Annotated in this window: 20 protein-coding genes and 1 tRNA gene; 13 read left to right on the forward strand and 8 right to left on the reverse strand. The window is 72.3% G+C overall.

All coding sequences use genetic code 11. The annotated features are described in order from the left end of the window. Window positions 1-97 precede the first annotated feature (97 nt). The 4 genes from D0Z67_RS15205 (at window position 98) to D0Z67_RS15220 (ending at window position 4744) form a co-directional block, all read left to right on the forward strand. The gene (locus tag D0Z67_RS15205; protein WP_037774156.1) at window positions 98-517 is read left to right on the forward strand and encodes a DUF7144 family membrane protein; all 420 of its coding nucleotides are present in this window, start codon (window positions 98-100) and stop codon (window positions 515-517) included. Window positions 518-656: 139 nt separating this feature from the next. Next, a complete protein-coding gene (locus D0Z67_RS15210) occupies window positions 657-1316 on the forward strand; it encodes a DUF4328 domain-containing protein (RefSeq protein ID WP_031178962.1) in 660 nt (219 codons plus the stop codon). Window positions 1317-1452: 136 nt separating this feature from the next. Beyond that, complete coding sequence (locus D0Z67_RS15215) at window positions 1453-2460, forward strand: MIP/aquaporin family protein (protein ID WP_051887424.1); 1008 nt, start codon at window positions 1453-1455, stop codon at window positions 2458-2460. A gap of 235 nt (window positions 2461-2695) precedes the next feature. Further along, entirely contained in the window at window positions 2696-4744 is a 2049-nt protein-coding gene (locus tag D0Z67_RS15220; RefSeq protein ID WP_051887423.1) for an ATP-binding protein, read from the forward strand. Window positions 4745-4788: 44 nt separating this feature from the next. Here the strand turns inward: D0Z67_RS15220 and D0Z67_RS15225 are convergent, their stop codons facing one another. Next, on the reverse strand, window positions 4789-5436 hold the full coding sequence (locus D0Z67_RS15225; protein WP_234312557.1) for a GltA: 648 nt from the start codon (window positions 5434-5436) through the stop codon (window positions 4789-4791). Between the two features lie 380 nt (window positions 5437-5816). Between D0Z67_RS15225 and D0Z67_RS15230 the strand changes: the two genes are divergently transcribed. Then, a complete protein-coding gene (locus D0Z67_RS15230) occupies window positions 5817-7751 on the forward strand; it encodes a TerD family protein (protein WP_031178958.1) in 1935 nt (644 codons plus the stop codon). A 39-nt stretch (window positions 7752-7790) separates the two neighbouring features. Here the strand turns inward: D0Z67_RS15230 and D0Z67_RS15235 are convergent, their stop codons facing one another. Beyond that, the gene (locus D0Z67_RS15235) at window positions 7791-8681 is read right to left on the reverse strand and encodes a LysR family transcriptional regulator (RefSeq protein ID WP_031178957.1); all 891 of its coding nucleotides are present in this window, start codon (window positions 8679-8681) and stop codon (window positions 7791-7793) included. 104 nt (window positions 8682-8785) lie between these two features. On the opposite strand from D0Z67_RS15235, the gene D0Z67_RS15240 reads away from it, so the two are divergent. The 3 genes from D0Z67_RS15240 (at window position 8786) to D0Z67_RS15250 (ending at window position 12536) form a co-directional block, all read left to right on the forward strand. Continuing rightward, the gene (locus D0Z67_RS15240) at window positions 8786-9658 is read left to right on the forward strand and encodes a PhzF family phenazine biosynthesis isomerase (protein WP_031178956.1); all 873 of its coding nucleotides are present in this window, start codon (window positions 8786-8788) and stop codon (window positions 9656-9658) included. 158 nt (window positions 9659-9816) lie between these two features. Beyond that, window positions 9817-10854 carry an LAETG motif-containing sortase-dependent surface protein gene (locus D0Z67_RS15245; RefSeq protein ID WP_031178955.1) on the forward strand — a complete coding sequence of 346 codons (1038 nt, stop codon included), beginning with the start codon at window positions 9817-9819 and terminating at the stop codon, window positions 10852-10854. A 302-nt stretch (window positions 10855-11156) separates the two neighbouring features. After that, complete coding sequence (locus D0Z67_RS15250; protein ID WP_078872973.1) at window positions 11157-12536, forward strand: phosphatase PAP2 family protein; 1380 nt, start codon at window positions 11157-11159, stop codon at window positions 12534-12536. A gap of 19 nt (window positions 12537-12555) precedes the next feature. Here D0Z67_RS15250 and D0Z67_RS15255 read toward each other — a convergent pair whose 3' ends face one another. The 3 genes from D0Z67_RS15255 to D0Z67_RS15265 all read right to left on the reverse strand — a co-directional run bounded on the left by D0Z67_RS15255 (window position 12556) and on the right by D0Z67_RS15265 (window position 14565). Beyond that, window positions 12556-13116, reverse strand: coding sequence for a superantigen-like protein SSL4 (locus tag D0Z67_RS15255; RefSeq protein ID WP_031178953.1), 561 nt, complete (start codon window positions 13114-13116; stop codon window positions 12556-12558). A gap of 42 nt (window positions 13117-13158) precedes the next feature. Further along, on the reverse strand, window positions 13159-13917 hold the full coding sequence (locus D0Z67_RS15260) for a polysaccharide deacetylase family protein (RefSeq protein ID WP_031178952.1): 759 nt from the start codon (window positions 13915-13917) through the stop codon (window positions 13159-13161). 129 nt (window positions 13918-14046) lie between these two features. Continuing rightward, a complete protein-coding gene (locus tag D0Z67_RS15265) occupies window positions 14047-14565 on the reverse strand; it encodes a DUF4232 domain-containing protein (protein WP_031178951.1) in 519 nt (172 codons plus the stop codon). A 239-nt stretch (window positions 14566-14804) separates the two neighbouring features. Here D0Z67_RS15265 and D0Z67_RS15270 point away from each other — a divergent pair, with 239 nt between their 5' ends. Beyond that, window positions 14805-15896 carry a helix-turn-helix domain-containing protein gene (locus D0Z67_RS15270; protein WP_234312555.1) on the forward strand — a complete coding sequence of 364 codons (1092 nt, stop codon included), beginning with the start codon at window positions 14805-14807 and terminating at the stop codon, window positions 15894-15896. A 72-nt stretch (window positions 15897-15968) separates the two neighbouring features. Here D0Z67_RS15270 and D0Z67_RS30410 read toward each other — a convergent pair whose 3' ends face one another. After that, on the reverse strand, window positions 15969-17366 hold the full coding sequence (locus D0Z67_RS30410; protein WP_267974109.1) for a fibronectin type III domain-containing protein: 1398 nt from the start codon (window positions 17364-17366) through the stop codon (window positions 15969-15971). 166 nt (window positions 17367-17532) lie between these two features. Between D0Z67_RS30410 and D0Z67_RS15285 the strand changes: the two genes are divergently transcribed. Continuing rightward, on the forward strand, window positions 17533-17727 hold the full coding sequence (locus D0Z67_RS15285) for a hypothetical protein (protein WP_078872970.1): 195 nt from the start codon (window positions 17533-17535) through the stop codon (window positions 17725-17727). Window positions 17728-17782: 55 nt separating this feature from the next. Here the strand turns inward: D0Z67_RS15285 and D0Z67_RS15290 are convergent. After that, window positions 17783-17853 (reverse strand) — tRNA-Gly (locus D0Z67_RS15290). 218 nt (window positions 17854-18071) lie between these two features. Here D0Z67_RS15290 and D0Z67_RS29690 point away from each other — a divergent pair. The 3 genes from D0Z67_RS29690 to D0Z67_RS15300 all read left to right on the forward strand — a co-directional run bounded on the left by D0Z67_RS29690 (window position 18072) and on the right by D0Z67_RS15300 (window position 19423). Continuing rightward, window positions 18072-18230: a hypothetical protein gene (locus D0Z67_RS29690; RefSeq protein ID WP_165507348.1), complete on the forward strand. Its 159-nt coding sequence runs from the start codon at window positions 18072-18074 to the stop codon at window positions 18228-18230. A 94-nt stretch (window positions 18231-18324) separates the two neighbouring features. After that, window positions 18325-18900 (forward strand): dCTP deaminase, encoded by a 576-nt coding sequence (dcd, locus tag D0Z67_RS15295; RefSeq protein ID WP_030816566.1) that lies wholly within the window; start codon window positions 18325-18327, stop codon window positions 18898-18900. Between the two features lie 13 nt (window positions 18901-18913). Further along, entirely contained in the window at window positions 18914-19423 is a 510-nt protein-coding gene (locus D0Z67_RS15300) for a phosphoribosyltransferase (RefSeq protein ID WP_031178948.1), read from the forward strand. Between the two features lie 401 nt (window positions 19424-19824). Here D0Z67_RS15300 and D0Z67_RS15305 read toward each other — a convergent pair whose 3' ends face one another. After that, entirely contained in the window at window positions 19825-22413 is a 2589-nt protein-coding gene (locus D0Z67_RS15305; RefSeq protein ID WP_078872968.1) for an ATP-binding protein, read from the reverse strand. Window positions 22414-22477: the final 64 nt, after the last annotated feature.

Consider the following 22477-nt stretch of genomic DNA (forward strand, 5'->3'; position numbering starts at 1 on the left):
GCCTAGCCCCCGTGGTAGTCCGGCGCCGTGGCCCCGATCGTCGTATCTACGACCCCGTCCGGGGTTCACGGGGGACGAGACGTCGGAGGTAACGGCCATGACCCAGCAGACGCAGTCGGTGCGGCCCGAGCGCAACGGGCTGGCCGAGGGAGGCGCGGTCTTCGCGGGTGTGCTGATGCTGGTGAACGGCATCCTCCACATCTTCCAGGGCATCTCGGCGATCGCCGCGGACGACGTGTACGCCCGGATCAACGCCTACGTCTACAAGATCAACCTGACCGGCTGGGGCTGGATCCTGCTGGTCGCCGGGGTGATCGTGGTGGCGACCGGCGCCGGGGTGCTGATGGGAGCGGCCTGGGCGCGGGTGGTCGGCATCGTGATCACCTCGCTGGGCCTGATCCTGCAGTTCCTGTTCCTGCCGTACGCCCCGATCTGGTCGCTGATCCTGATCGCGATCGACTTCTTCATCATCTGGGCGCTGGCGACCTGGCACCCGGAGGGCCGCGCGGCCCTCTGACCGACTGCCACCCCGTACGGGCCGGTGCCGCGACGCTCTCCCGCGCGGCACCGGCCTCTTGTCCGGGTCCCATGGTCGTTCCGGGCTGGAAAGTCCCTGGTGTCCGGTGCGCCGGCCGGGCCAGGATGGCCCCGTGACCATGGACAACGCTCTCGAGACCCCGCCCGCGCCCGCCGACCCGCGAGCCTCGGACACCCTCGCGCGCCTGGCCGCGGGGGCGCTGCTGCTGACCGGGGCCGGCTGGCTGGCGCGGGCCGTGTGGGAGATACGGCTGTACGGCGCGGGCGAGCCGGCCTCCGGGGTGCCGGACCAGGGCGACGGTGTGCATCGCCCGCTGACCTCCCTGGAGAACTCGTACCACCTGGTGAGCACGGCCGGTTCCTTGCTCACCCTGCTGTGCGCGGCGGCCTTCCTGATGTGGCTGGGGCGGGTCCGGGACAACGCCCGCGCGCTGTCGGGGCGCCCGCCGAAGTACGCCGGTGTCTGGGTGTACCTGGGGTGGGTGGTGCCGGTGGTGAACCTCTGGTTCCCGCGCGGCATCGTGGCCGACGCCTACCGGGCGAGTGCGCCGGGGGCCCGGCTGCCGGTGGTGGTCAACGTGTGGTGGGGGCTGTGGCTGGCCGGGCTGTTCGGGGGCTTCCTCCAGCAGAGGGACACCGACTCGGTCATCGCCCGCGCCTACTCCGAGATCGGGCCCCTGGTGGCGGCCGACCTGGCCGTGGCGGGCGCGGCCGTGGCGGGTGCGCTGATGGTGCGTACGGTGACGGCGGCCCAGACGGCGCGTCCGGCGCGGGCCTGACGTCCCGTAGGGCGTCGCCCCGAGGGCGCCCCCGGCAAGAACCCTTAGGCCAGACGGGTTTCCCGTCCTGCGGGCCGGAGTGGAGTGGGTGAATATGAGGATGTTTGCCCGACCCCTCCTCTGCTAGGGGGCCTCAATGGCTGCTGTAGACATTCCCCCGCTCATCAAGCCGTCCCGGCTCCGGCACCGGGGCGGTCTGGCGGGCGAGCTGATGGCGGAGTTCATCGGGACCTTCGTCCTGATCGCGTTCGGCTGCGGTGTGGTCGCCATGGCCGTCGCCGCGCTGCCGGGCTCCGGCCGCGCCGCCACCACCACGACGATCTTCCTCGCCGCCGGTGACTGGCTGCTGGTCGCCTGGGGCTGGGCGCTGGCCGTGACCTTCGGTGTGTACGTGGCCGGCGGCGTCAGCGGCGCCCACCTCAACCCGGCGGTCACCCTCGCCATGGCCGTACGCCGGGGCTTCCCCTGGCTGAAGGTGCTGCCGTTCTGGTTCGCCCAGGTCGCCGGCGCGTTCGCGGGGGCGGCGCTGGTGTACCTCGTCTACCACAACGCGATCGACGCCTTCGACACGGCGGTGCCGGGGCCCAAGACCGACGGCCACACCCTGGCTTCCTTCTCCATCTTCGCCACCTTCCCGGCGCCCTACTTCCACGGCGGGATCTGGGGTCCGCTGATCGACCAGATCGTCGGCGCGGGCTTCCTGGTGATGTTCGTGGTCGCCATCCTGGACCTGCGCAACCAGGCGGTGAAGGCGAACCTGGCCCCGCTGATCGTGGGCTTCGCGGTCGCCGCGATCGGCATGTCCTACGGCGCCAACGCGGGCTACGCCATCAACCCCGCCCGTGACTTCGGCCCCCGGCTGTTCACCTGGGTGGCGGGCTGGGGCAGCCTCGCCTTCCCGGGCAGTGTGCCGGGCCAGTTCAGCGGCTACTGGTGGATTCCCATCGTCGGCCCGCTGATCGGCGGCCTGGTCGGCATCTTCCTCTACGACCTGTTCGTCGGCGACGTGCTCTACCTCCGCAGCCACCTCGGCGAACTCCCCGAGCCCGGCCGCACCCGCCCGGTCCGCACGATCGAGCCGGACGACAAGACCGGCCGGGGCGGCGACAAGCGGAAGGGGCCGGACGAGGACGACGACTACTAGGTCCTCCCGGCAGGCTGGACGCGTGGGCGGCTCGGACTCCGGGTCGCCCACCGGTATGTGCACCTGTGTACGAGGGTTCAGTGCGCCGTGTGATCCCTGGGCCGTGTCCGCACCCGAGGTCGCGGGCGGCCGTTGGACTCTGCGTTGGGGCGCCGTGGTGCAGGAACGATTCGGCGCCCTCTCTGAGCGTGCGGCCACGGGTGCCGCATCGCCGCGAGCTACGGAGCGCAGAACAGTGTGGGCATACGCCGAAGGCACCGAGTGGGCGTCCGCAGCGGGGCGTTGCGGACCGGACGGGCTGATCGGACGGGGCGCGGAGACGCAGTCCCTCCGGGAGGGGCTGGCCCGGAACCGGCTGGTGACGGTGACGGGGGCAGCGGGGGTGGGGAAGAGCGCGCTGGCCGCCGTCGGGGCGAGTGCGGGTTCGGACGGCGTGTGCCCCTGGGCCCGGGTGATCTACGTGCGGTGCCCCGGCGGTGGCGGGCCCGTGGCCGTGGGGGCGCTCGCCGCCCGGGTGGCGGAGGCGGTGCTGGGGCCGCGGAGTACGGGCACGGGTGGGCGGCGGACGGTCGGCGCGGGAGCCGTACCGGACGCGCGGGGTACCCGTGCCAAGGCCCGGCCCGCCCTCGCCGACCTGGTCGCGGCGCTGCGGGGTACGGCCGGGCGGCGGCCCGTACTGCTGCTGCTCGACGACGCCGACGCGGTGCGCACCGAGTGCGCGGGGCTGGTGCAACGGCTGCTGATGGACGTACCCGGTGTACGGGTGCTGGTGACCTGCCGCCAGGCGCTCGGACTCGGGGAGGAACAGGTGCTGCGGCTGGCCCCGCTGGCCCCGGACGCGGCGGTGGAGCTGTTCCTCGCGCGGGCCCGTGACACCGCTCCGGGTTTTTGCGCGGAGGGAGCGGCGTCGGCGGCCGTGGCCCGGATCTGCCGGGTCCTGGAGGGCGTACCCCTCGCCGTGGAGCTGGCCGCCGGTCAGCTGGACGCCGAGCCCTCCTCCTGGGCGCTGGCCGACCGGCTGGAGCAGGGCCAGTGCTGGCTGGCCGCCCCCGGCCCGGCGCTGCGGCGGCACCGCTCGCTGCGGTCGGCGGTCGGCGCGGCGTATCTGCTGTGCGAGCGGCCGGAGCGGGCGGTGTGGAGCCGGAGCAGCGTCTTCCGGGGTGCGTTCACCGAGCCGACGGCGGCCTATCTGTGCGCGGGCGCGGGCGTCGCCCCGCAACAGGTCTCCACCTGCCTCGCCCGGCTGGCCGCCGCCGGAGTGCTGGAGACCCTGGACGAACCGGGTGGCCTGCGCCCGCCCCGCTACCGCATGACCCGTGCCGCCCGCGACTTCGGCGCCGAACGCCTGCGCGCGGCCGGTGAGTTCGAGGTCGCCGTGGAACGCCATGTGCTGCACCACCGCCGCCTCGCGGAGGTCGCCGAGCACCTGTGGCACGCGGGCGACCAGTGCCAGGCGGCCCGACTGGTCCGGGACAACGCGGCCGACCTGACGGCGCTGGTGGAGTACGCGTCCCGCCCCGAGGCCCCGGCCGCACAGGTCACGGCGGCGCTGGCCACGGTGGCCGACCTGTGGTTCTGGTGGACGGTGCACGACCACGCGGAGGAGGGCCGCGCCCATCTGGCCCGGCTGCTGCCCCGCGCGAGCGCCGAAGACCACCTCACCGCCCGCGCCCGCTGGCTCGCCGCCTGGCTGCACGCCCCCGGCGACCCGGTCACCGCCCGCGCCCTGCTCGGCCAGGTCTGGCCGGTGGCGGTCCTCGCCGGTGACGACGCGCTGATCGGCTGGGTCGCCCACGTCCAGGGCGTCCTGGCATGGGAGCGCGGCGACGCGCGTACCGCGGCTGAGTGCTTCCGGCAGGCCGCCGACACCGTCCCGCTGTTCGCCCCCGGCGGCCCGGCCCCCGCCGTGAGCCTCGCGGCACTGGCTGTGGCCCAGGCCCCCACCGCACCGGGCGCGGCGGGCCGCAGCGCGCGCCGGGCGCTGGCCTCCCCCGGCGTACGCGACGACGCCTGGGCGACGGCGCTGGCCCGCTACGCCCGCGCCTACACCGACCACCACCAGGGCCACACCGCCCGCGCCTGGCACCGCGCCCACCGCACCCTGGCCACACTGGACGCCCGCGTCCCCCTGTCGGGCACCCAGGACTCCCCCGACATCCCCTCCGTACGCGCCTCCCTGCACCGCCTGTTGGCCGACATCGAGTCGCCCCGCGCCCCGCGCGCCACGGTGCCGGCCCCGCGGACGGACACGCCGGTGCCGAGCAGGACGTCCAGCCGTAAATGAGGGGGCGATCGGGTGGTTTCACGTGAAACACGAAGGCGGCCGGGTCAGCCCTTGAGAGCCGTGGGCCGCCAGCGCCAGCCCGCCGTGTGCAGCGCCTCCGCCCGCTGGACGGCGATCTGGACCCGGAGCCTTGCCTCGGCACGGTCACGGAAGGCCGCGGACGCGGTGTGCTGGGTGGGGTGCTTGCGGTAGAGCGTGCCGGGCTCTCCCTGCATCCAGCCGGGGCTGACCGCCTCGCAGCTCAGCAGCAGCGCCCCGTCCTCGAAGGCGGGCAGCGCGGGCCAGCCGCCCAGCAGCCGGACCAGCTCGGTGTGCACGGTCTGCGTGGTCCCGACCACCGGCATCGCCCCGCGCGCGGCGCCGTCCAACAGGGTCCGGGCGGGCAGCGGACCGGGCTCGGGGTCGTAGGGGCCGGGTTCGAGCCGCCCGTCGGGGTGCAGGTCGAGACAGGGCGAGACGGTCCAGCCGTAGCCCGGGTTCGCGGTCAGCACCTCGATGTCACGGGCGAGTGTGCCGGCGTCGGGCAGCAGATCATCGGCGTCCACACACCGCAGCAGCGCCCCGGTGACCCGGGCCAGCCCGAGCGTCCGAGCCCGCGCGGCCCCACCGTGCCGTCCGCCCCCGGTGGAGATCCACCCCTCCTCCGGCAACACCCCCGCTGGCCGCCCCGACTCCCCGTCCTCCTGCACCACCCACTGAAGCCCCCACCCCCCGGGCAACCGCTGTGCGCGCAACGAGTCGTACAACTCCCGCAGATACCCGTGCCCACCGTCGTGAACGGGCGTCAGGACACTGAGCGTTGGCATACCGAACGCGCTCCCCTTCGACAACCGGGGTCGTGCCCCGAAGTTTTGTCACCCTAACGGGGACCCGGCCGCGCGGGCCCGCTCCGTAAAAGGCTCCCCAAACTCCCTTTCCCCGCACCACTTCTTCCGTCCGGACCGGCGCGGTTATGCCCGGTGCGTATTAACGTTCTCGGGCACTGAGTGCGCGACGCGTCGCACGGTGTCATCGGCGCAGGTCGGTGCCGGGGGGAGGCGCGTCCGCGGGGCACTACTTGGGGGGCTGGATCATGCAGGAGTTGGCCAAGGGAGCCAATGCGGCACTGGCGGCGCTGAGCGAGAGCGTCGATTCCGTGGTGGTCGGCCTGAATTGGTCGAGCCCCACGGGGGAGGGCGACGCGGACGTCTCCGTACTGCTGCTGAATTCCGACGGCAAGGTACGCAGCGACGCCGACTTCTACTTCTACAACAACCCCGTCGCGCCGGACGGCAGCGTGCAGTTGCTGGGCAAGACGCCCACGGGGGACGGCAGCCAGGACCGCATCGGCTTCGACCTGACCGCGATCCCGGCCGAGGTCACCCGGATCGTGGTGGCGGCGAGCCGGTACGAGGGCGCGCACTTCGGGGAGCTGGAGAACCTGCGCCTCACGCTGGCGGACGGGGTCGGCACGGAGCTGGTCGGCTTCACGATCACCGACACGGGCCCGATGAGCGCGTTCATCTTCGGCGAGCTGTACCGGCGGGACGGGGCGTGGAAGTTCCGCGCGGTCGGCCAGGGCTACGGCTCCGGACTCGCGGGCCTCGCCACCGATTTCGGCGTGGACATCGACGACGCGGCCGAGGAGGAGTCGCCGGCCCCGGTCGAGCAGGCCGCGCCGGAGGAGCCCGTACGGGCGCAGGTCCCCGCACCCCGGACCGCCGTGGCCGCGAAGACGCCCGCCCGGCCCCGTACCGCGAAGAAGAAGGTCACGCTGCCGAAGGCGCCCCGGCGGTCGCTGGCGGACAACGACTCCTGGCGCCAGGCCCGGCTGTTCCCGGTGTCCGCGCTCAAGAGCGACCGGGACCGGGAGGCGCGGGCGACCTCGGTGCTGCTGTCGGTGATGGCGCAGATCCCGGAGTTCGGCCGCCGGCTCACTGCGGCCTTCGGCGCGCCGGCCGGGCGGATGGAGACCTTCACCGAGGTCGCGCTGCCGTACGGCGACACCCCGCGCCGCCCGGACGGGGTGATCCGGGTCGAGCGCGCGGGCAAGCTGTGGACGGCGCTGGTCGAGACGAAGACCAACGGCAACGCGCTCAAGGGCGAGCAGGTCCAGGCGTACATGGACATCGCCGCGCGCCGGGGCTACGAGGCGGTCATCACACTGACCAACGACGTCGAGCTGGAGGGCAGCCCGCTGGTCGACGTCAAGGTCGACGGGCGGCGCAAGCACAAGGTGGCGCTGCGGCACCTGTCCTGGGCCGAGGTCGCGCACCAGGCGCAGATGCTGATCCAGCACGAGGGTGTGAACGACGCCGCGCACGCCTGGCTGCTCCGCGAACTGCTGCACTACCTCCAGCACGAGAACTCCGGCTGCCACGGCTTCCAGAACATGGGCGCGGCCTGGGTCCCGGTGCGCAACGGCATCGACGACGAGACCCTCTGCCAGGGCGACCCGCGCGCGCTGGAGGTGGTGGAGAGCTGGGAGCGCCTGGTCCGCCAGGTCTGCCTGCGCCTGGGCGGCGAGCTCGGCCACAAGGTGCTGCCCGTCCAGCGCTCCCGCCGGGGCACCGATCCGGCGGCACGGCGCGCCCAGCTCGCCGACCGGCTCTGCGCGGACGGCCGCCTCGGCGCCGAGCTGCGCATCGAGGGCACGCCGGGCGTCCTGGCCCTCACCGCCGATCTGCGCACGGGCCGTCTGCGCACCTCGATCGAGATCCCGGCGCCCACCCAGGGCTACCCCCTGAGCTGGGCCAAACGCCTCATCCGCCGCCTGGCCGAGGCGCCCGCCGACCTGCACGTCGAGACCCTCGTCGAGGGCGGCGCCGGCCCCCGCAGCACCCTGGAACGCCTCCGCCCCGAACCCGGCAACATGCTCCCCACCACCAACACCCCGGTCCTCGGCTTCCGCCTCTCCCTCCTCAAAACCATGGGCAGCACCCGGGGCAACGCCGAGTCCAGCTTCATCCGCAGCGTGGACGAGGCGGTCCATCGGTTCCACCGGTCGGTGGTGGCGTACTTGGAGTGAGACGGCTCCGGACGTGGAGTGCGGTGGCTCCGGACGGCGTCACGCCGTCTCGAAATGCCGCACCACCGCCCCCACCACCGCCCGAGCCGCCCGACTCGGCTGCCTGCGGCGGTGCTGGGCCAGGTGGATCGGTACGTCCGGCAGCGGAGGCCCCGGCACCAGGGTGAGGCGGCCCTCCGCCAGGGCGCGGGCGGCGTTCGCGTGGGGGAGGACGGTCAGGCCGAGGCCCGCGGTGACGCAGGAGCGGGCCGCCTCGATGCTGCCGAAGCGGGTCATGCGGGGGTGGGCGCCGGGGACCGCCAGGAGCTGGCCGGCGAGCCAGTCGCTGTACGAGCAGCCCTGTTCGTGGAGGAAGAAGTCCTCCTTGGCCAGCTCCTCCCAGGTCGCCGGGTGGGTGCGGTCCGCCAGACGGTGGCCCGGGGCGCACAGCAAATCCAGCGGCTGGGCGGCGACGCGTTCCGCGCGGATGTCCGCGTGGTCGACGCGGTCCTCCAGCAGCAGGGCGACGTCCAGTTGCCCGGAGCGCAGGCCGGTCAGGGCGGCGGCGGTGCCACGGGGTTCGAGCTGGACCTCCACCTCGGGGTGGAGTTCGCGCAACGCGGCGACGATCAACGGCAGATGGGCCGAGCACAGGGTCTCGCCCGCGCCCACCACCACCGTCCCGCTGACGGGCCCCTCCTCGGCGGCGGCCGCGAACAGCCGGGACTCCGCCTCCAGCACCTCCTCGGCCGGGCCGAGCAGCCGCCGCCCGTCCTCGGTGAGCAGCGCCCCCCTGGCCAGCCGGTCGAACAGCCGCGTGCCGAGCGCCTTCTCCAACGCCTTGATCTGCACGGTCACCGTGGACTGGGCGAGCCGCAGCTCGGTCGCGGCGGCGGTGAAGCTGCCCGTTCTGGCCAGCACGGCGAAGGTCTGGAGGAGCCGGGTTTCCATGCCGGAAGGCTAACCAGCCCTCGCGCAAGCCATCGGGCATGCCGATGGCTCGTATGAAAAACTATCGTTGGTGTTGATGCCCCCAGGGGCGCCAGCATGAGGGCATGGCTCACACCACGGCACCCGAAGTCCTGCGCTACGCGGCGTTCACCCCCGACCCCCAGGGGGGAAACCCCGCAGGGGTCGTCCTCGACGCGATCGGCCTCGGCGAGCAGGAGATGCTCGCCCTCGCGGCCGAGGTCGGCTACTCCGAGACCGCCTTCGTCACCGAACGGGACGACGACCGGCGCCGGTTCACGCTCCGCTACTTCAGCCCCCTCGCCGAGGTCGCCTTCTGCGGCCACGCCACGGTCGCCACCTCGGTGGCCCTCGCCGAGCGCGTCGGCACCGGCGCACTCCTCTTCGACACCCCCGCGGGGGAGATCAAGGTCGAGACGAGCGCCGGACAGGACGGCACCGTACGGGCGACCCTCACCAGCGTCCCCACCCGCTCCCGCCCGGCCGCCCCCGCCGAACTGGCCGCCGCCCTCGCCGCCCTGCGCTGGGACGCCGCCGACCTGGACCCGGCCTTGCCCCCGCACGTGGCCTTCGCCGGCAACGACCACCTGATCCTCGCCGCCGCCTCCCGCGCCCGACTGGCCGACCTGGACTACGACTTCGACGCCCTCACCACCGTCATGCGCACCCACGGGTGGACGACCGTCCACCTCGTCTGGCGGGAGAACGACAACAGTTACCACGCCCGCGACCCCTTCCCCGTCGGCGGAGTCGTCGAGGACCCGGCGACCGGCGCGGCGGCAGCGGCGTTCGGCGGCTATATGCGCACCGTCGGCCTGGTGACCGCGCCGAGCACGGTCACCGTCCGCCAGGGCGAGGACATGGGCCGCCCGAGCGATCTCACCGTCGAGGTCGACCCGTACGAGACTCCCGTGCGGGTCACGGGCCAGGCCGTACCGATTGCCGCGCCGGCCTCCTGAGCCCCGCCCGTCTCACCCGGAAATGATCAGCAATGCCCCATCTGTGTGCGGAACCGCGGTAGTTCGCGTAGAGATTTCGAAACTTTTTGGGCAACCCTTCTTCCCTCCTGTGGGTCAGCTATGCGGAAACGTTGATCCCTGCTGCCCAGAGGTTCCTGATGAAGCTGCGTCGTTCCCTGGCCCTCGCTGCCGCGACGGCCGTCCTTTCTCCGGTCGTGCTCATGACGGCGTCGGTGGCGCAGGCGGAGGAGAACCCCTCGTCGCCCACCTCCTCCGAGTCCGCCTCGACCGAGCCCGAGGGGAACGTCACCTCCACTCCGGCCGGTGGGACCTCCACCTCGGCCGAAGCGGAGACCTCCACCCCGCCCGCCGAGAACTCCACCTCGGCCGCGCCCAGCAAGGACACCACCTCCCCCTCGGCGTCCACCTCCGTCTCCACCTCGCCGAGCGCTTCCGCCTCCGCGTCGGCGTCCGCGTCCACCGGCCCGGAGGACTGCGACGAGACCGACCCGAAGCTCGACAAGGAGCTGAGCACCAGCCTCACCGGCCTGCCGTCGAAGGTCGTCGCGGGCAGCGGGTTCCACGGCTTCAAGCTCAACGTGAAGAACTCGGGCACCCACTCCTACAAGCGGGTCGACCTCGGTGTCTTCGCCGCGGCGATCAGCGACGACGACTACGACGCCACCCAGTACCTCACCCTCCAGTACCAGGACCCGTCCACCGGCAAGTGGAACGACATCTCCGTGGACGAGGACGACGAGGCCGCCGGCTACCTCGGCTACACCGACGTGAAGGCCAAGGAGTCGTTCTCCATCGACCTGCGCCTGTCGGTGGACAAGAAGGCCCCCGCCGGGTTCGGCTTCGCCATCAACATCGGCATGTACGCGGACGACCAGGGCAACTGCGTCACCGCCTCGGGCAGCGACTTCTACGACTTCGACATCCTCGCCGCCGGCACCACGCCCGGCCCGGTGGACGACTCCACCCCCAAGCCGCAGGGCGGCAGCAAGCCCCTGCCCACCACCAAGCCCGCCGGCAACACCCAGGTCGTCCCGCAGGGCCACCTCGCCGAGACCGGCTCCAGCTCGGCCCTCCCGGCGATAGCCCTGGCCGGCGGCGCGGCCGTCGCGCTCGGCCTCGGCGCGGTCTTCGTCGTCCGCCGCCGTCGCAACGAGGGCGGGAACGTCGCGGTCTGATCCCAGGCCCCTGAACACCCGCACCCCGTCGAACAGGCCCGGACGAACCCCGTCCGGGCCTGTTCGCATAGCCGTCTCGCGTGTCCGTAAAGACATCCCGCGCCCGTTTGGTGATCGATTTGTGTCCCCAGGGGGCGCTTTTCCATGCCACCTTTGATTGGCTTCCGGGTGGTGTGGTGTTGTCGCACCCGACATACCGACTCCGCTCCGGTGTCACCACGTTGGGTACGGCTTCACCATTTCCGCGACCAAATCGACCTGAATACACAAGAACCCGGCAAAACGAATAGAGAACGAGGCGCATGCTGTCACGGGGGCTTTCGCGAATATCCGGCACGACCGCGTCCACCCCGGGGGCCCGGTCACGGAAGAGACTCTGGGCGGCGGCGGGCGTGACGGCCCTCGGATTCCTCGTCGTGCTGGAGCTGACCGCGCGCCGCTACGGCCTGCCGGGGCCGCTCACCCACCAGGTCGCGGAGCTGGTGTACCGGCCCAAGTCGGGTGCCCTGCTGTACGCGGGTCTGGCGCTGACCCTCGTGGTGCTCACCTGGCGGCAGCGGTTCATCGCGGTCGCGGCGGCGCTCGGTATCGACGCCGTCCTCGCGCTGACCCGCTGGGTGTTCGGCATCGGCGGAGTCGGCGGGATCGAGGGCCGCGCCTTCGGCAACGGCGCGCTGTGGGTGGTGCTGGGCTGCGGCGTCGTCGCGCTCACCCGCCGTACCGGCGCGGAGCGCACCCTGCTGCTGAAGGGCGTCGGCCTGGGCCTGCTGCTGGTGGCCGGCCGCAAGACGGGCGACACCTGGCTGCTGATCACCTCCAGAACCCGCCCCCAGGTGCTCGACCCGTACGTGGCGACCGCCGACCACGCGCTGGGCAACCCGTCCTGGGTGGCGGGCCGGATCGTCGAGGCCACCGGTCCGATCGGCTCCCATGTCCTGGACGCGGTCTACGGCCAGCTCGCGGTGGCCGCGGTCGTCGTGGCGCTGTACCAGCTGCGCAACGTGGCGGCCGAGCGCCGCTTCCCGGCCCACCATCTGGTGCGTACGTTCCTGGTGATCGGCCTCCTCGGACCGGCGATCTACATGATCTACCCGGTGGTCGGCCCCGTCTTCGCCTACGGCACCGGCGCCTTCGGCACGGGCAGCGCGCACTGGGCCGTCGCCGAACTCTGGCCGCACACCCCGCCCCCCATCGGCACCCCGCACCCGGTGGTCTACGACGCGATAACGCCCCGCAACTGCATGCCCAGCCTGCACACCGCCTGGGCCACCGCGATCTTCATCCACTCCCGCCGGGCCCCGCGCTTCCTGCGCGTCGCGGGCACCTTCTGGCTGCTGGCCACCCTCACCGCGACGCTGGGGTTCGGCTACCACTACGGCATCGACCTCGTCGCCGGCGTGGTGTTCACCCTCACCATCGAGACGACCCTGCGCGCCCTCGACCACGGCTGGAACCGCCTGGCCGTACAGCAGGTCGCCGGCGGGACGGCGTTCTTCACCGCCCTGCTGCTCTCGGTCCGCTTCCTGCCCGTCCGGATGGCCCACCACCCCTGGGTGGCCGGCCCCCTCGTCCTCCTGGCGACGGCCGCGGTGATCTACGGCTACGTCCGCACCACGGCCCGCTGGGAGCCGAACCCCGTACCGCCGGCGCCCCGCGCGGAGCCGCAGCTCGAACCCGCGTGAGGCGTGGACCCGATCGGGCTCAGTGGTCGTCGCGCACGCTCGTGGCGATGCCGTTCCTGATCACGACCTCCGCCGAGACACCCTTCTTCGCGGCCGTCTCCAGCTGGGCCTCGGTGCACCTGGTGCCGCCGGCCGCGCCCGGGTCGCCGCAGATGTCGTCGTAGCCGGTGATCTCGGTGTCCTCGGCGACGAGGAACTCCTGCTCGGCGCCCTTCTGGCCGCTGACCGTGTACTTGCCGGGGGCGAGGTAGGAGACGTTGCCGAACCAGGTGCCGTTGACGCCCTCGCCCTTGCCGATGCCTTCGAGGGCGGTGTCGCGGGAGGGGGAGGGGGCGCCGCCATCGGTGCTCTGCCGTGAGGACTGCCGCTCGGGGCCGCCCGCGTCCGGGGCCTCGGAGGGACTGTCCGGGACCTGGGAGGGACTGGTGGCATCGGGGGACTTCGTGGCCGTCCCCGTGACGGACGTGGTGCTCGGGCCGGGGTCGGCGGCGGAGTCCGCGCCGCTCTGGCACGCCGTCATCAGCAGCCCGGCGGTGATCGCGACAGAGGCGACGACGGCCTTGCGCAGGTGGCGGTTCATGGGGGGAGGTTCCTTTCGGAGTGGGAAGGGGCCGGGCTCTCCTCAGCGCGCCGGGAACCCGAACGAGTAGCCCTGCTGCTTGAGTTCGGGCAGTACGCGCCGCAGCGCCGCGACCGTCTGCGAGCGGTCGCCGCCCGCGTCGTGGAACAACAGCGTCGGCCCGTTGGGCAGTTCACGCTCGACCGTGGCCACGATGGCGTCCGTGCCCGGCCGTTCGAAGTCCTTGGTGTCGACGTTCCAGCCCAGCGGCCGCATCCCGCGCGAGGCGGCGAGCTTGCGGCTGGCGGGGGTGAAGGCGCCGCCGGGGGCGCGGTAGTACATGGGCCGTACGCCCCCGGACGCCTCGGTGATCATGCGCTCGGCGTCGAGGATCTGCCGCGACTGGTAGGCCACGGGCTTCTTGTCCATCGCGGTGTCGTGCGACACCGTGTGGTCGCACAGCCGGTGCCCGGCCGCGACGACCTGCTTCACCAGTTCGGGGTGCGCCTGCGCCTGGGTGCCGACCATGCAGAACGTGGCCTTCACCCCGTACTCCTCGAGCACGGCCAGCACCTGGGGCGTCCAGGTGGGGTCGGGGCCGTCGTCGATGGTGATGTTGACCCCGCGCGCGCCCCGGTCCGAGGAGTGCGCGATGGTCACGTCGACCGGCTTCACACTGCTGGTCGCGTGCTTCGGCGCGGGCGCGCCCGCGGTGTCGGCCTGCGCGGTCCATATGGACGCCCCGACCGCGAGCATCGTCACCCCGAGCGCCGCCCCGACCACCTTGCCGTACCAGCCCCGCGTCCCGTTGTGCCGCGCCATCGCCGCCCCCACTCTCGCCCACCCAACCCCGGCCGCGTCGCGACCACTTGTCAGGACGGAGGGCGGGAGCGGGGGGATGCGCGTGTTACCGATCACGGACAATTCCGGGGGAGTACAGGGACAACGTGCCTACCAGGTCAGGGCGTCCGCCGCGCTGTACTGCCAGTACGTCACGGCAGCCGCGCTGTTGAAGAACACCCCGCCGTTCGGCAGGTTCAGGGTCTTCTCCTTGCCGGTGCCGCCGGCGTTGCGGTCGGTGAAGAGGACACCGAGGGTCTTCGTGGTGGTGCCGCCCTCGCCGTCGGGGGAGTAGGTGGCGATGCCGGCGTACGCGGACTCGCCCGGCTTGAGCGTGACCACGGCCTGCGGCTTGCTGTCCTCGACCCAGGCCAGTGGGGCCTGCGCGTCGGCGCCGGCGCGCAGGTCGGGGGCGTAGTAGGCGTTGCAGTTGGTGGTGCCGGTGTTGGTGGCCTTGAGCAGCAGGTGGTTGATGGGGCGGGACACCTCGGTGACGGTCAGCTTGGTGTTCGCGGTGGTGCAGCCGGCCGTGGTGACGGCACTGGCCGTACCGGCCTGGACGCCCACGAGGGCGAGCGCGGTGAGGGCCACCAGGGAGGAGGCGGTCGCGGTGCGGGTGGTGATGCGCATGGGTGAGTTGCCCTGTCTGTAAGTGAGTTGAGCTTCCGCCCGTTCAACGCGCCCTGGGCACAGGGGAAGCTGGGCCAGCACGGTGACCGGTGGGGTGCCGTGCTTGGATGACCTCAGCCTGTGCCACCCCGCGTTCCGCCCGCCATTCCATCGGGATCTTCGGGATGCTGGGATGCCGGCACCGGCTCTGACCTGGTGAAACGCGTTCGGTATGGGATGCCGGACGGGATGGGGGACTGGTGGGGTCGGCTGAGGAGATCGCCGGGTTCGCGGCGCTGTTACGCGAGTTGAAGCAGCGGTCCGGGCTGAGTTACGAGGCGCTGGCGAAGCGCGCGCACATGAGTACCTCGACCCTGCACCGGTACTGCCGGGGGGACGGCGTACCGGCCGACTACGCGGTCGTCTCCCGCATGGCCCGGCTGTGCGGGGCGACGCCGGAGGAGATGGTGGAGCTGCACCGGCGGTGGGTGCTGGCGGACGCGGCGCGGGAGCGGGGACGGCGGGCGGCGGTCCCTCAGGAGCCGGCGCCGAAACCGGAGTCGGAGCCGGAACCCGAGCCGGAGCCTCAGCAGAGCGCCCCGTCTGTCCCCGCCGTCGTGGCGGAGCCGTCCCGCCGCAGGCACTGGCCCCTGATCGCGGCGGCCGTCGCCCTCGTCGTCACGGTGGCCACCGCGCTGACGCTCGACCGGGACGACGGCGGCACCCCGGACCCCGGCACCACCGGCCGGGCCGTCGCCGCCCCCCTCACCGTGAGCACCCGCACCTACGGCTGGGACGACCCCCAGTGCGAGGGGAAGTACCTCGTCGACCGGCCGCCCGCCGAGGTCGCCCCGCCGGTGATGGGGCAGGACGTGCCGGGCTGGGTGGCGGCGCACCGGGCCGTCGCGGCCGACCGGCAGCGCGTGGCGCTGACCGTCCAGGGCACCGGCGACGAGGCCGTGGTCATCGAGTCCATGCACGTCGGCGTGGCCGGCTCCGGACAGCCGCCCGCCTGGAACGCGTACCTCGGCTCCTCGGGCTGCGGTGGAGGCGTGGAGACGAGGTCCTTCGACACCGACCTCGACGCCCCCCACCCCGTACTGACCCCCAAGGCCGGCCAGCGCGGCTTCCCCTACAAGGTCAGCCGCACCGACCCCGAGGTCCTCTACCTCACCGCCCGCGCCGACACCCACGACGTCCACTGGTACGTCGACCTCCAGTGGGACAGCGCCGGCCGCCAGGGCACCATCCGCATCAACGACCACGGCAAGCCGTTCCGCACGAGCGGGAGCCGGGGGCGGCCGGTGTACGAGTTCCTGGTGGGCGGGACGCACTGGTATCGGGACGCGTGAGGTCCGCCCCGGACGACGAAGAGGGCCCCGGCCGGTGACCGGGGCCCTCTCACGCTCAAGGGTGCTGAGCGCTCACTCCGACCGCTGGGCCGGCACGGTGATGGCCCGCGTCTCGCTGTACGGCGAGTAGTTCCCGGCCGCGTCGTAGGAACGTGCCCGGTACTCGTAGGTGCGCCCGTCGGCCGGCAGCGGCTCGCAGACGGTGGCCTCGGCCGTGTAGGGACGCGGGTCGTAACCCTGATGCAGGACGGGCGCCCAGGTGCCCGCCGTCGCCTCGCGGCGCTCGATCTCGAAGCCGGTGAAGTCGCGGATCGGGGCCGGCGTGGAGTCCGAGGCGGTGGCCCGGACGCCGCCCGCGCAGGTGCCCAGGGCCAGGTCGGGGGCGCGCTCGGGGGCGATGCCGTCGGGGATTCCCAGCCACAGCTCGTTGGTGGCCGTGGCGTCGAGCCACTTCGCGCTGTACGTGGTGGTGCCGCCGTCGTTGGTGACCAGGACGCGGTAGTGACGCCACTCGCCGTCGGGGGTGACGGGGCCGGTGGTCCAGGTGGAGCGCGTGGTGGTGCCGAGCGGGACCCATTCGTAGGAGCCGTCCACCAGGTCGTTGCTCAGGACCGTGTAGTGGTGGAACTGCGGTTCCGTGTTCTGCGGCCACTTCAGGGTGACCTTGCCGGTCGTCCTGTCGTACGTACCTGTGAGGGACGGCACGATCGGCAGTGGCCGGACGACGGTGTCGGTGCTGCCCGACGAGGTGTTGCCCGCCTTGTCCTTCGCGCGGACCTCGTAGAAGTACGGCGTACGGTCGTCGGGGTTCACCAGGGGGTCGGTGTAGCTGTGTGCACTGGTCGTGGTCACCCGCGTCCAGGTGCCCGAGCCCTCGGGGCGCCGGTAGAGGGAGTAACTCGCCAGATCCATCTCCTTGTTGGCGGACCAGGAGACGGTCGTCCTGCGGGTGGTGGTGTCGTAGGCGGTCTTGACGCCGGTGGGGGCGAGTGGCCTGGTCTTGTCGTACTGGGCCGAAGTGCGTGGCGTGTAGCTGTACTTGACCTTCGCGGCGCCGCTCCAGTTCACGCTGTCGACGCGGAGGGTGTGGCTGCCGGACGGGACGGTCAGGTTGACGCTCTTGGACCGCGCCTTGTCCCCCGTACCCGACCACAGGTCGATCTTCCGCACGCCGTCCAGGTACACCCGCACGCCGTCGGTGGCGGACACCGCGAACGTGAACGGGCCACCGGAGCCGAAGTCCCGCTTCACCGACCAGCGCACACCGAAGTTGTCCGCCGGCACCCCGGCCAGCGGCCTGCCGGACCAGCTCTGGTCGACGGCGCTGTCACAGTCGCTCTTCACCGGCGAGCCCGAGAACGAGGTGTTCTTGTAGAACGCCCGCGTGTACACATTCGCCGGACAACTCACCCCCGCAGCCACCGCCTCCGGCGCGACCACCACCGGGCCACCCAGCACAACGGCCGCCATCACCCCACCACTCACACCGACCACAAACTTCTTCTGACGCACGGCGGCCTTTCACACAGCACTGAACAGGACGTACGGCGTGAAGACCTGCGAGCGGGGTGGAAGGTTGCACGGGCGTTCGAGCGCGTGGGCGGGTGGCGAGCGCGGTCGGCGTTAGCGCGCGGCGGTGATCAGCAACGAGGGAGTGCGCCTGGGCGCGGAGGCCGCACGTCGCCTGGCGCGGTCAGGTCTTTACGAGTTCGAGCCGGGGCCCACACTCGCCGAGTTCACCCGGATCGAGCGTGAGTATGGCTTCGAGTTCGCGGTCGACGAGAACTGGAGCCCCCGAGCGACGGCCCCTTTCTGGCGGGACCTTCTCTGAGGAGCCTCGGACACCAAAAAGACCCAGGTCGGATGACCTGGGCCCTTCTTCGAAGAGCGGGTGACGAGAATCGAACTCGCGCTCTCAGCTTGGGAAGCTGATGTTCTACCATTAAACTACACCCGCGCAATACGGACATATCGACTGGACTGCAGTCGGCGTCCGAGCGCTCGCTCACTGTACCTCATGGGTGGGTCGGGGTGGGGTGGAGCGGGGCGTACGGTGGGGGCCGCGGGGCCCCGGAGTGCCGCCTGGATCAGGTTCCGGTTCGTCCCGTAATGTGGCATTCGGCGTCGGGGGAGCGAGCCCGACGCGGCTCCTGGGGAAGGGACTTGAGGGACTTGATGGAACGCACCGTCGTCCGCTGCGCGGACGGGCACGTCTTCAGCGCCGCTACGTTCCCGATGCAGCAGGCCGAGCGCCTCGGCCCCGGCCGGCTCGTCCGGTGCCCCCGCTGCGCGCGGCTGCGCAGCGCGGTGCCGGTCACGCTGCAGAAGCGGTAGACACACACCCGCAGACACATACGCACACGCACCACCAGGGGCGCGGGCCCGTCGCGATTGTCGGCGGTCCGTGCCCCTTGCGTATCCTCGGGACGTGCTTCTCTCAGACAAGGACATCCGGGCCGAGATCGACGCCGGGCGGGTCCGGATCGATCCCTTCGAAGAATCCATGGTTCAGCCCTCGAGCATCGACGTACGGCTGGACCGTTACTTCCGGGTGTTCGAGAACCACCGGTACCCCCACATCGACCCCTCCGTGGAGCAGCCGGACCTCACCCGGCTGGTGGAGCCCGAGGGCGACGAGCCGTTCATCCTGCACCCCGGTGAGTTCGTGCTGGCGAGCACGTACGAGGTCATCACGCTTCCCGACGACCTCGCCTCCCGTCTGGAGGGCAAGAGCTCGCTGGGCCGGCTCGGCCTGGTCACCCACTCCACCGCCGGCTTCATCGACCCCGGCTTCAGCGGCCACGTCACCCTGGAGCTGTCCAACCTCGCCACCCTGCCGATCAAGCTCTGGCCCGGTATGAAGATCGGCCAGCTCTGCATGTTCCGGCTGTCCTCCCCCGCCGAGCACCCCTACGGCAGCGAGCGCTACGGCTCCCGCTACCAGGGCCAGCGCGGCCCGACCGCCTCGCGGTCCTTCCTGAACTTCCACCGGACCCAGGTATGAGGGCGACGACGATATGAGCGACGTGCGGGAGAACCTGACCTACGAGCGCTTCGGCACGGCCGTCCGTGAGCTGGCGCAGACCATCGCGGACGACGGCTTCGAGCCCGACATCGTGCTGAGCATCGCGCGCGGCGGCGTCTTCGTGGCCGGCGGCCTGGCCTACGCCCTGGACTGCAAGAACATCCACCTGGTGAACGTGGAGTTCTACACCGGCGTCGGCACCACGCTCGACATGCCGGTGATGCTGGCGCCCGTCCCGGACCGCATCGACTTCTCCGACAAGAAGGTGCTCATCACCGACGACGTCGCCGACACCGGCAAGACGCTCAAGCTGGTGCGCGACTTCTGCCTCGACACGGTCGCCGAGGTGCGTTCCGCCGTCATCTACGAGAAGTCCCACTCCCTGGTGAAGTGCGAGTACGTCTGGAAGCGCACCGAGGACTGGATCAACTTCCCGTGGTCCGTTCTGCCGCCCTGCCGCAAGGCGGGCACTCCGGTCACGCCCTCGAAGGACGCCCTGTAGGACCGTCGCCGCAAGCCCCGTAGGCCCGCATGCCCGCACAGCGTCAGGTGCCGCCCGGACGAATGTCGTCCAAGCGGTCGACGAGCACCACGGACGCCGGATGTGCGGGCCTGGGGACCTGGATGAGGATGGGCACGTAGACCACGTCGCCATGCCTGTACTCGGCCTTCCACGAATGCCGATAGCACACGATCTCCTGCGGAGCACCGCGCGTCGCGTAGCACTGGGGCACCGACTCCGTGAACGCGGCCGGCGAGTTCTCCCACCGGGTGCCCGACTCGCTCGCCGCCGCACCTGACGCACCCCAGGCACCGAGTGAGACGCAGCAGACGCAGAAAGCCGCGGCCACCGCACCGGCATTCCGGCTCGCTGCTCTCTTGGTACTCATCACAGAACCCCTGTCACGGCTCGGAAGGGTGCAGTTTGCGGGCGGCGTCGTGCCGGGTGTGGACGCCGAGCTTGGCCAGCACCGCGCCCACGTGGTGCCCGGCGGTCTTGGGCGTGATGTAGAGGCGGACGGCGATCTCGGCGTCCGACAGGCCCTCGTTCAGCAGTTTGAGGACGTCCACCTCCCGGTTGGTCAGCCCGTACGGGTTGGCCCGGGTGGCCGCCCGTGCGCCGCGCCGGATCGGGCGGACCCCCCGAGCGCGCATGACGGCGCGGGTGCGTGCCACGGCCGGCCGGGCGTCCAGGGCCTCGAAGGCCGCCAGGGCCTCGCGCAGCGCGGCTGCGTCGCCGGACAGGCGGGCCAGCGCCGCGTCGTGCGGGCAACCGAGCCCGTCCCAGCGGGCCGCGGCGCCCGCCCAGTCGCCGGTCAGCTCCAGCGCGTAGGGTTCGGCGGCCGGCACCTGCGGGGGTGTCCCGCCGGCGCGGCGGATCCAGCAGGCCAGCGGGCCGGACAGCCAGGGGTGCGTACGCTCCGCCAACGCGGCCAGCCCGTTGCGCGCCTCCGTCTGGACCAGTTCGTGGTCACCGGCCAGCCAGGCCGCCTCGACCCGGGCCTCCCACCCGAGACCCGTGTCCAGCAGGCAGTCCGAGTCGGCGAGGCCCGCCGCCCGGTCCAGCAGCGGCCACACCTGGTCCCTGCCCTGCCGGGCCCGCACCAGGCCCAGGACGGTCAGGGCCAGGGCCTCGCCCACCGGCGGTGAGCCGGGGTGGGAGACGACCTGCTGCGCGGTGTCGGCGGCCTCGGTCCACAGGCCCCGGTTCAGCAGCCCCCAGCTGTCCCAGGCCCTCGCGCACAGCAGGTGGGGCAGCAGGTCGTGATCGAGGAAGTAGGCTTCCGCCCGGCTCGCGGCCGCGGTGGTCCGGTCGGCATCATGCTGCAACGCGCCGATCCGGCACAGGGTGAGCGCCAGGAAGCCCGCGTCCACCGGCAGATCCCGCGCCATCGCGCTGGACACCGCCCGCTCGCAGTCCTCCCACCCCGCCCCTTCGCTCAGCAGGCGTGCCGCCGCGGCATGGAAGTGCGCCTGGCCGGCCACCCCCGCATCGCCGAAACGCTCGCCCAGAGCGGCCGCCTTCTCGGCGTAGGCGGCGGCCACCGCGACCCCTTCCTGCTCGTGACAGGCCAACTGGCAGAGGTTCAGGTAGGCCCACGCCAACTCCCGGCTCGGTCGCAGCCGTTCGAGTACCCGCACTGCCTCCAGGCCGGTCTGCCTGGCCTCGGCGGTGCGCCCGGCCGACCACAGCCAGCACGACAGCCAGCGCAGGTCCTCCCCCTCGCGCAGCCGGTCACCCAGTGCGCGGCGCAGCCGCACCGCCGTACGGCGGGAAGCCACCCCCTCGTCGAGTCGGCTGGACAGCAGACAGGCCTGCGAGTGGCCCTCCAGCAGGGAGGTCTGCTGTTCGGCGGGCAGGTCGTCGGCGTACCGCAGGGCGCGGGCGTACTGGGCGGCCGCTTCCCGGTGCGCGCCCGACGCGGCGGCGTGGGCGGCCGCCGCGGGCGCGTACTCCAGCACGGCGGCCGCGTCCTCGGCGCCCTCCGAATGGTCGGCCAGCGGCGCCAGGTCGTCCGCCGCGACCGGCCCGGACCGCATCAATGCCAGTGCCTGGCGATGTACTCGCAGCCGGTGGGCGGCGGGTACGGCCTCCAGTACCGCCCGCCGGGTCAGCTCTTGGCGGAACTCGGCCGTGCGCCCCTCGGTGCGTACGATGCCGCAGGCCACGGCCTCGTCGAGAGCCTCCTCCGGAGCCGGCAGTATGCCGGCCAGCAGCGGCAGCGGGACCCGGCGTCCGAGGACGGCCAGCACGTCGACCACCCGGCGCGCCGAGGCCGACAGGCCGGCCAGGCGGCCCGCGACGGCCTCGCGCACGGTGGCCGGGACGGGCTCGGCAGGGGCGGCCAGGACCGAGGTGACGATGAACGGGTTGCCGGCGGACAGTCGGTACACCTGCTCGGCGTCCACCGTGTGTCCGGCGGCCAGTTGGGCCACGGCCCGGCGGCTCAGGGGGAGCAGGTCGTGGCGGTGCACCCACGGATAACCGGCCAGGGTGCCGAGGAGGGCGGTCAGGTCGTGGGTCCGGCCGATCTCGTCGTCGCGGTAGGTGACCACCACCAACGCGGGAACGCCGGGCAGGCGCCGGGTCAGATGGCGCAGCAGGTCCATCGTGGCCTCGTCGGCCCAGTGGACGTCCTCCACGACCAGCAGGCTCGGATAGGAACTCAGGTCGGCGAGCAGGCAGTCGAAGAGCTCGTCGGGACGGCAGGTGCCGGCCAGCGCCCCGGTCAGGGCGGTCCGCGCCGCGGCGCCCAGGTTCGGAGCCAGGTCCGTGAAGGGGCCCAACGGGCGCGGAGTGGCCAGCGGATCACAGGCGCCCGTCAGAACCCGGACGTGGGGATCGGCCAGCCGGGCCAGCCGGTGAACAACGGCGGTCTTGCCGATGCCGGTCTCGCCACGCACAAGGGCCAGGCGTCCCGGGCCGCTCACTGCCACTTTCAGATGGCCGGTGAGGTCCTGGAGAACGGCCTCTCGCTCTAGCAGGTCCATCAATGTCAGTTTCTCTCCGGGGCCGGAGACGCGCAAAAGGTCCAGCCCGATCCCGGCAGGTAGG

The organism is Streptomyces seoulensis (assembly GCF_004328625.1).
In the GTDB taxonomy this organism is placed as follows: Bacteria; Actinomycetota; Actinomycetes; order Streptomycetales; family Streptomycetaceae; genus Streptomyces; species Streptomyces seoulensis.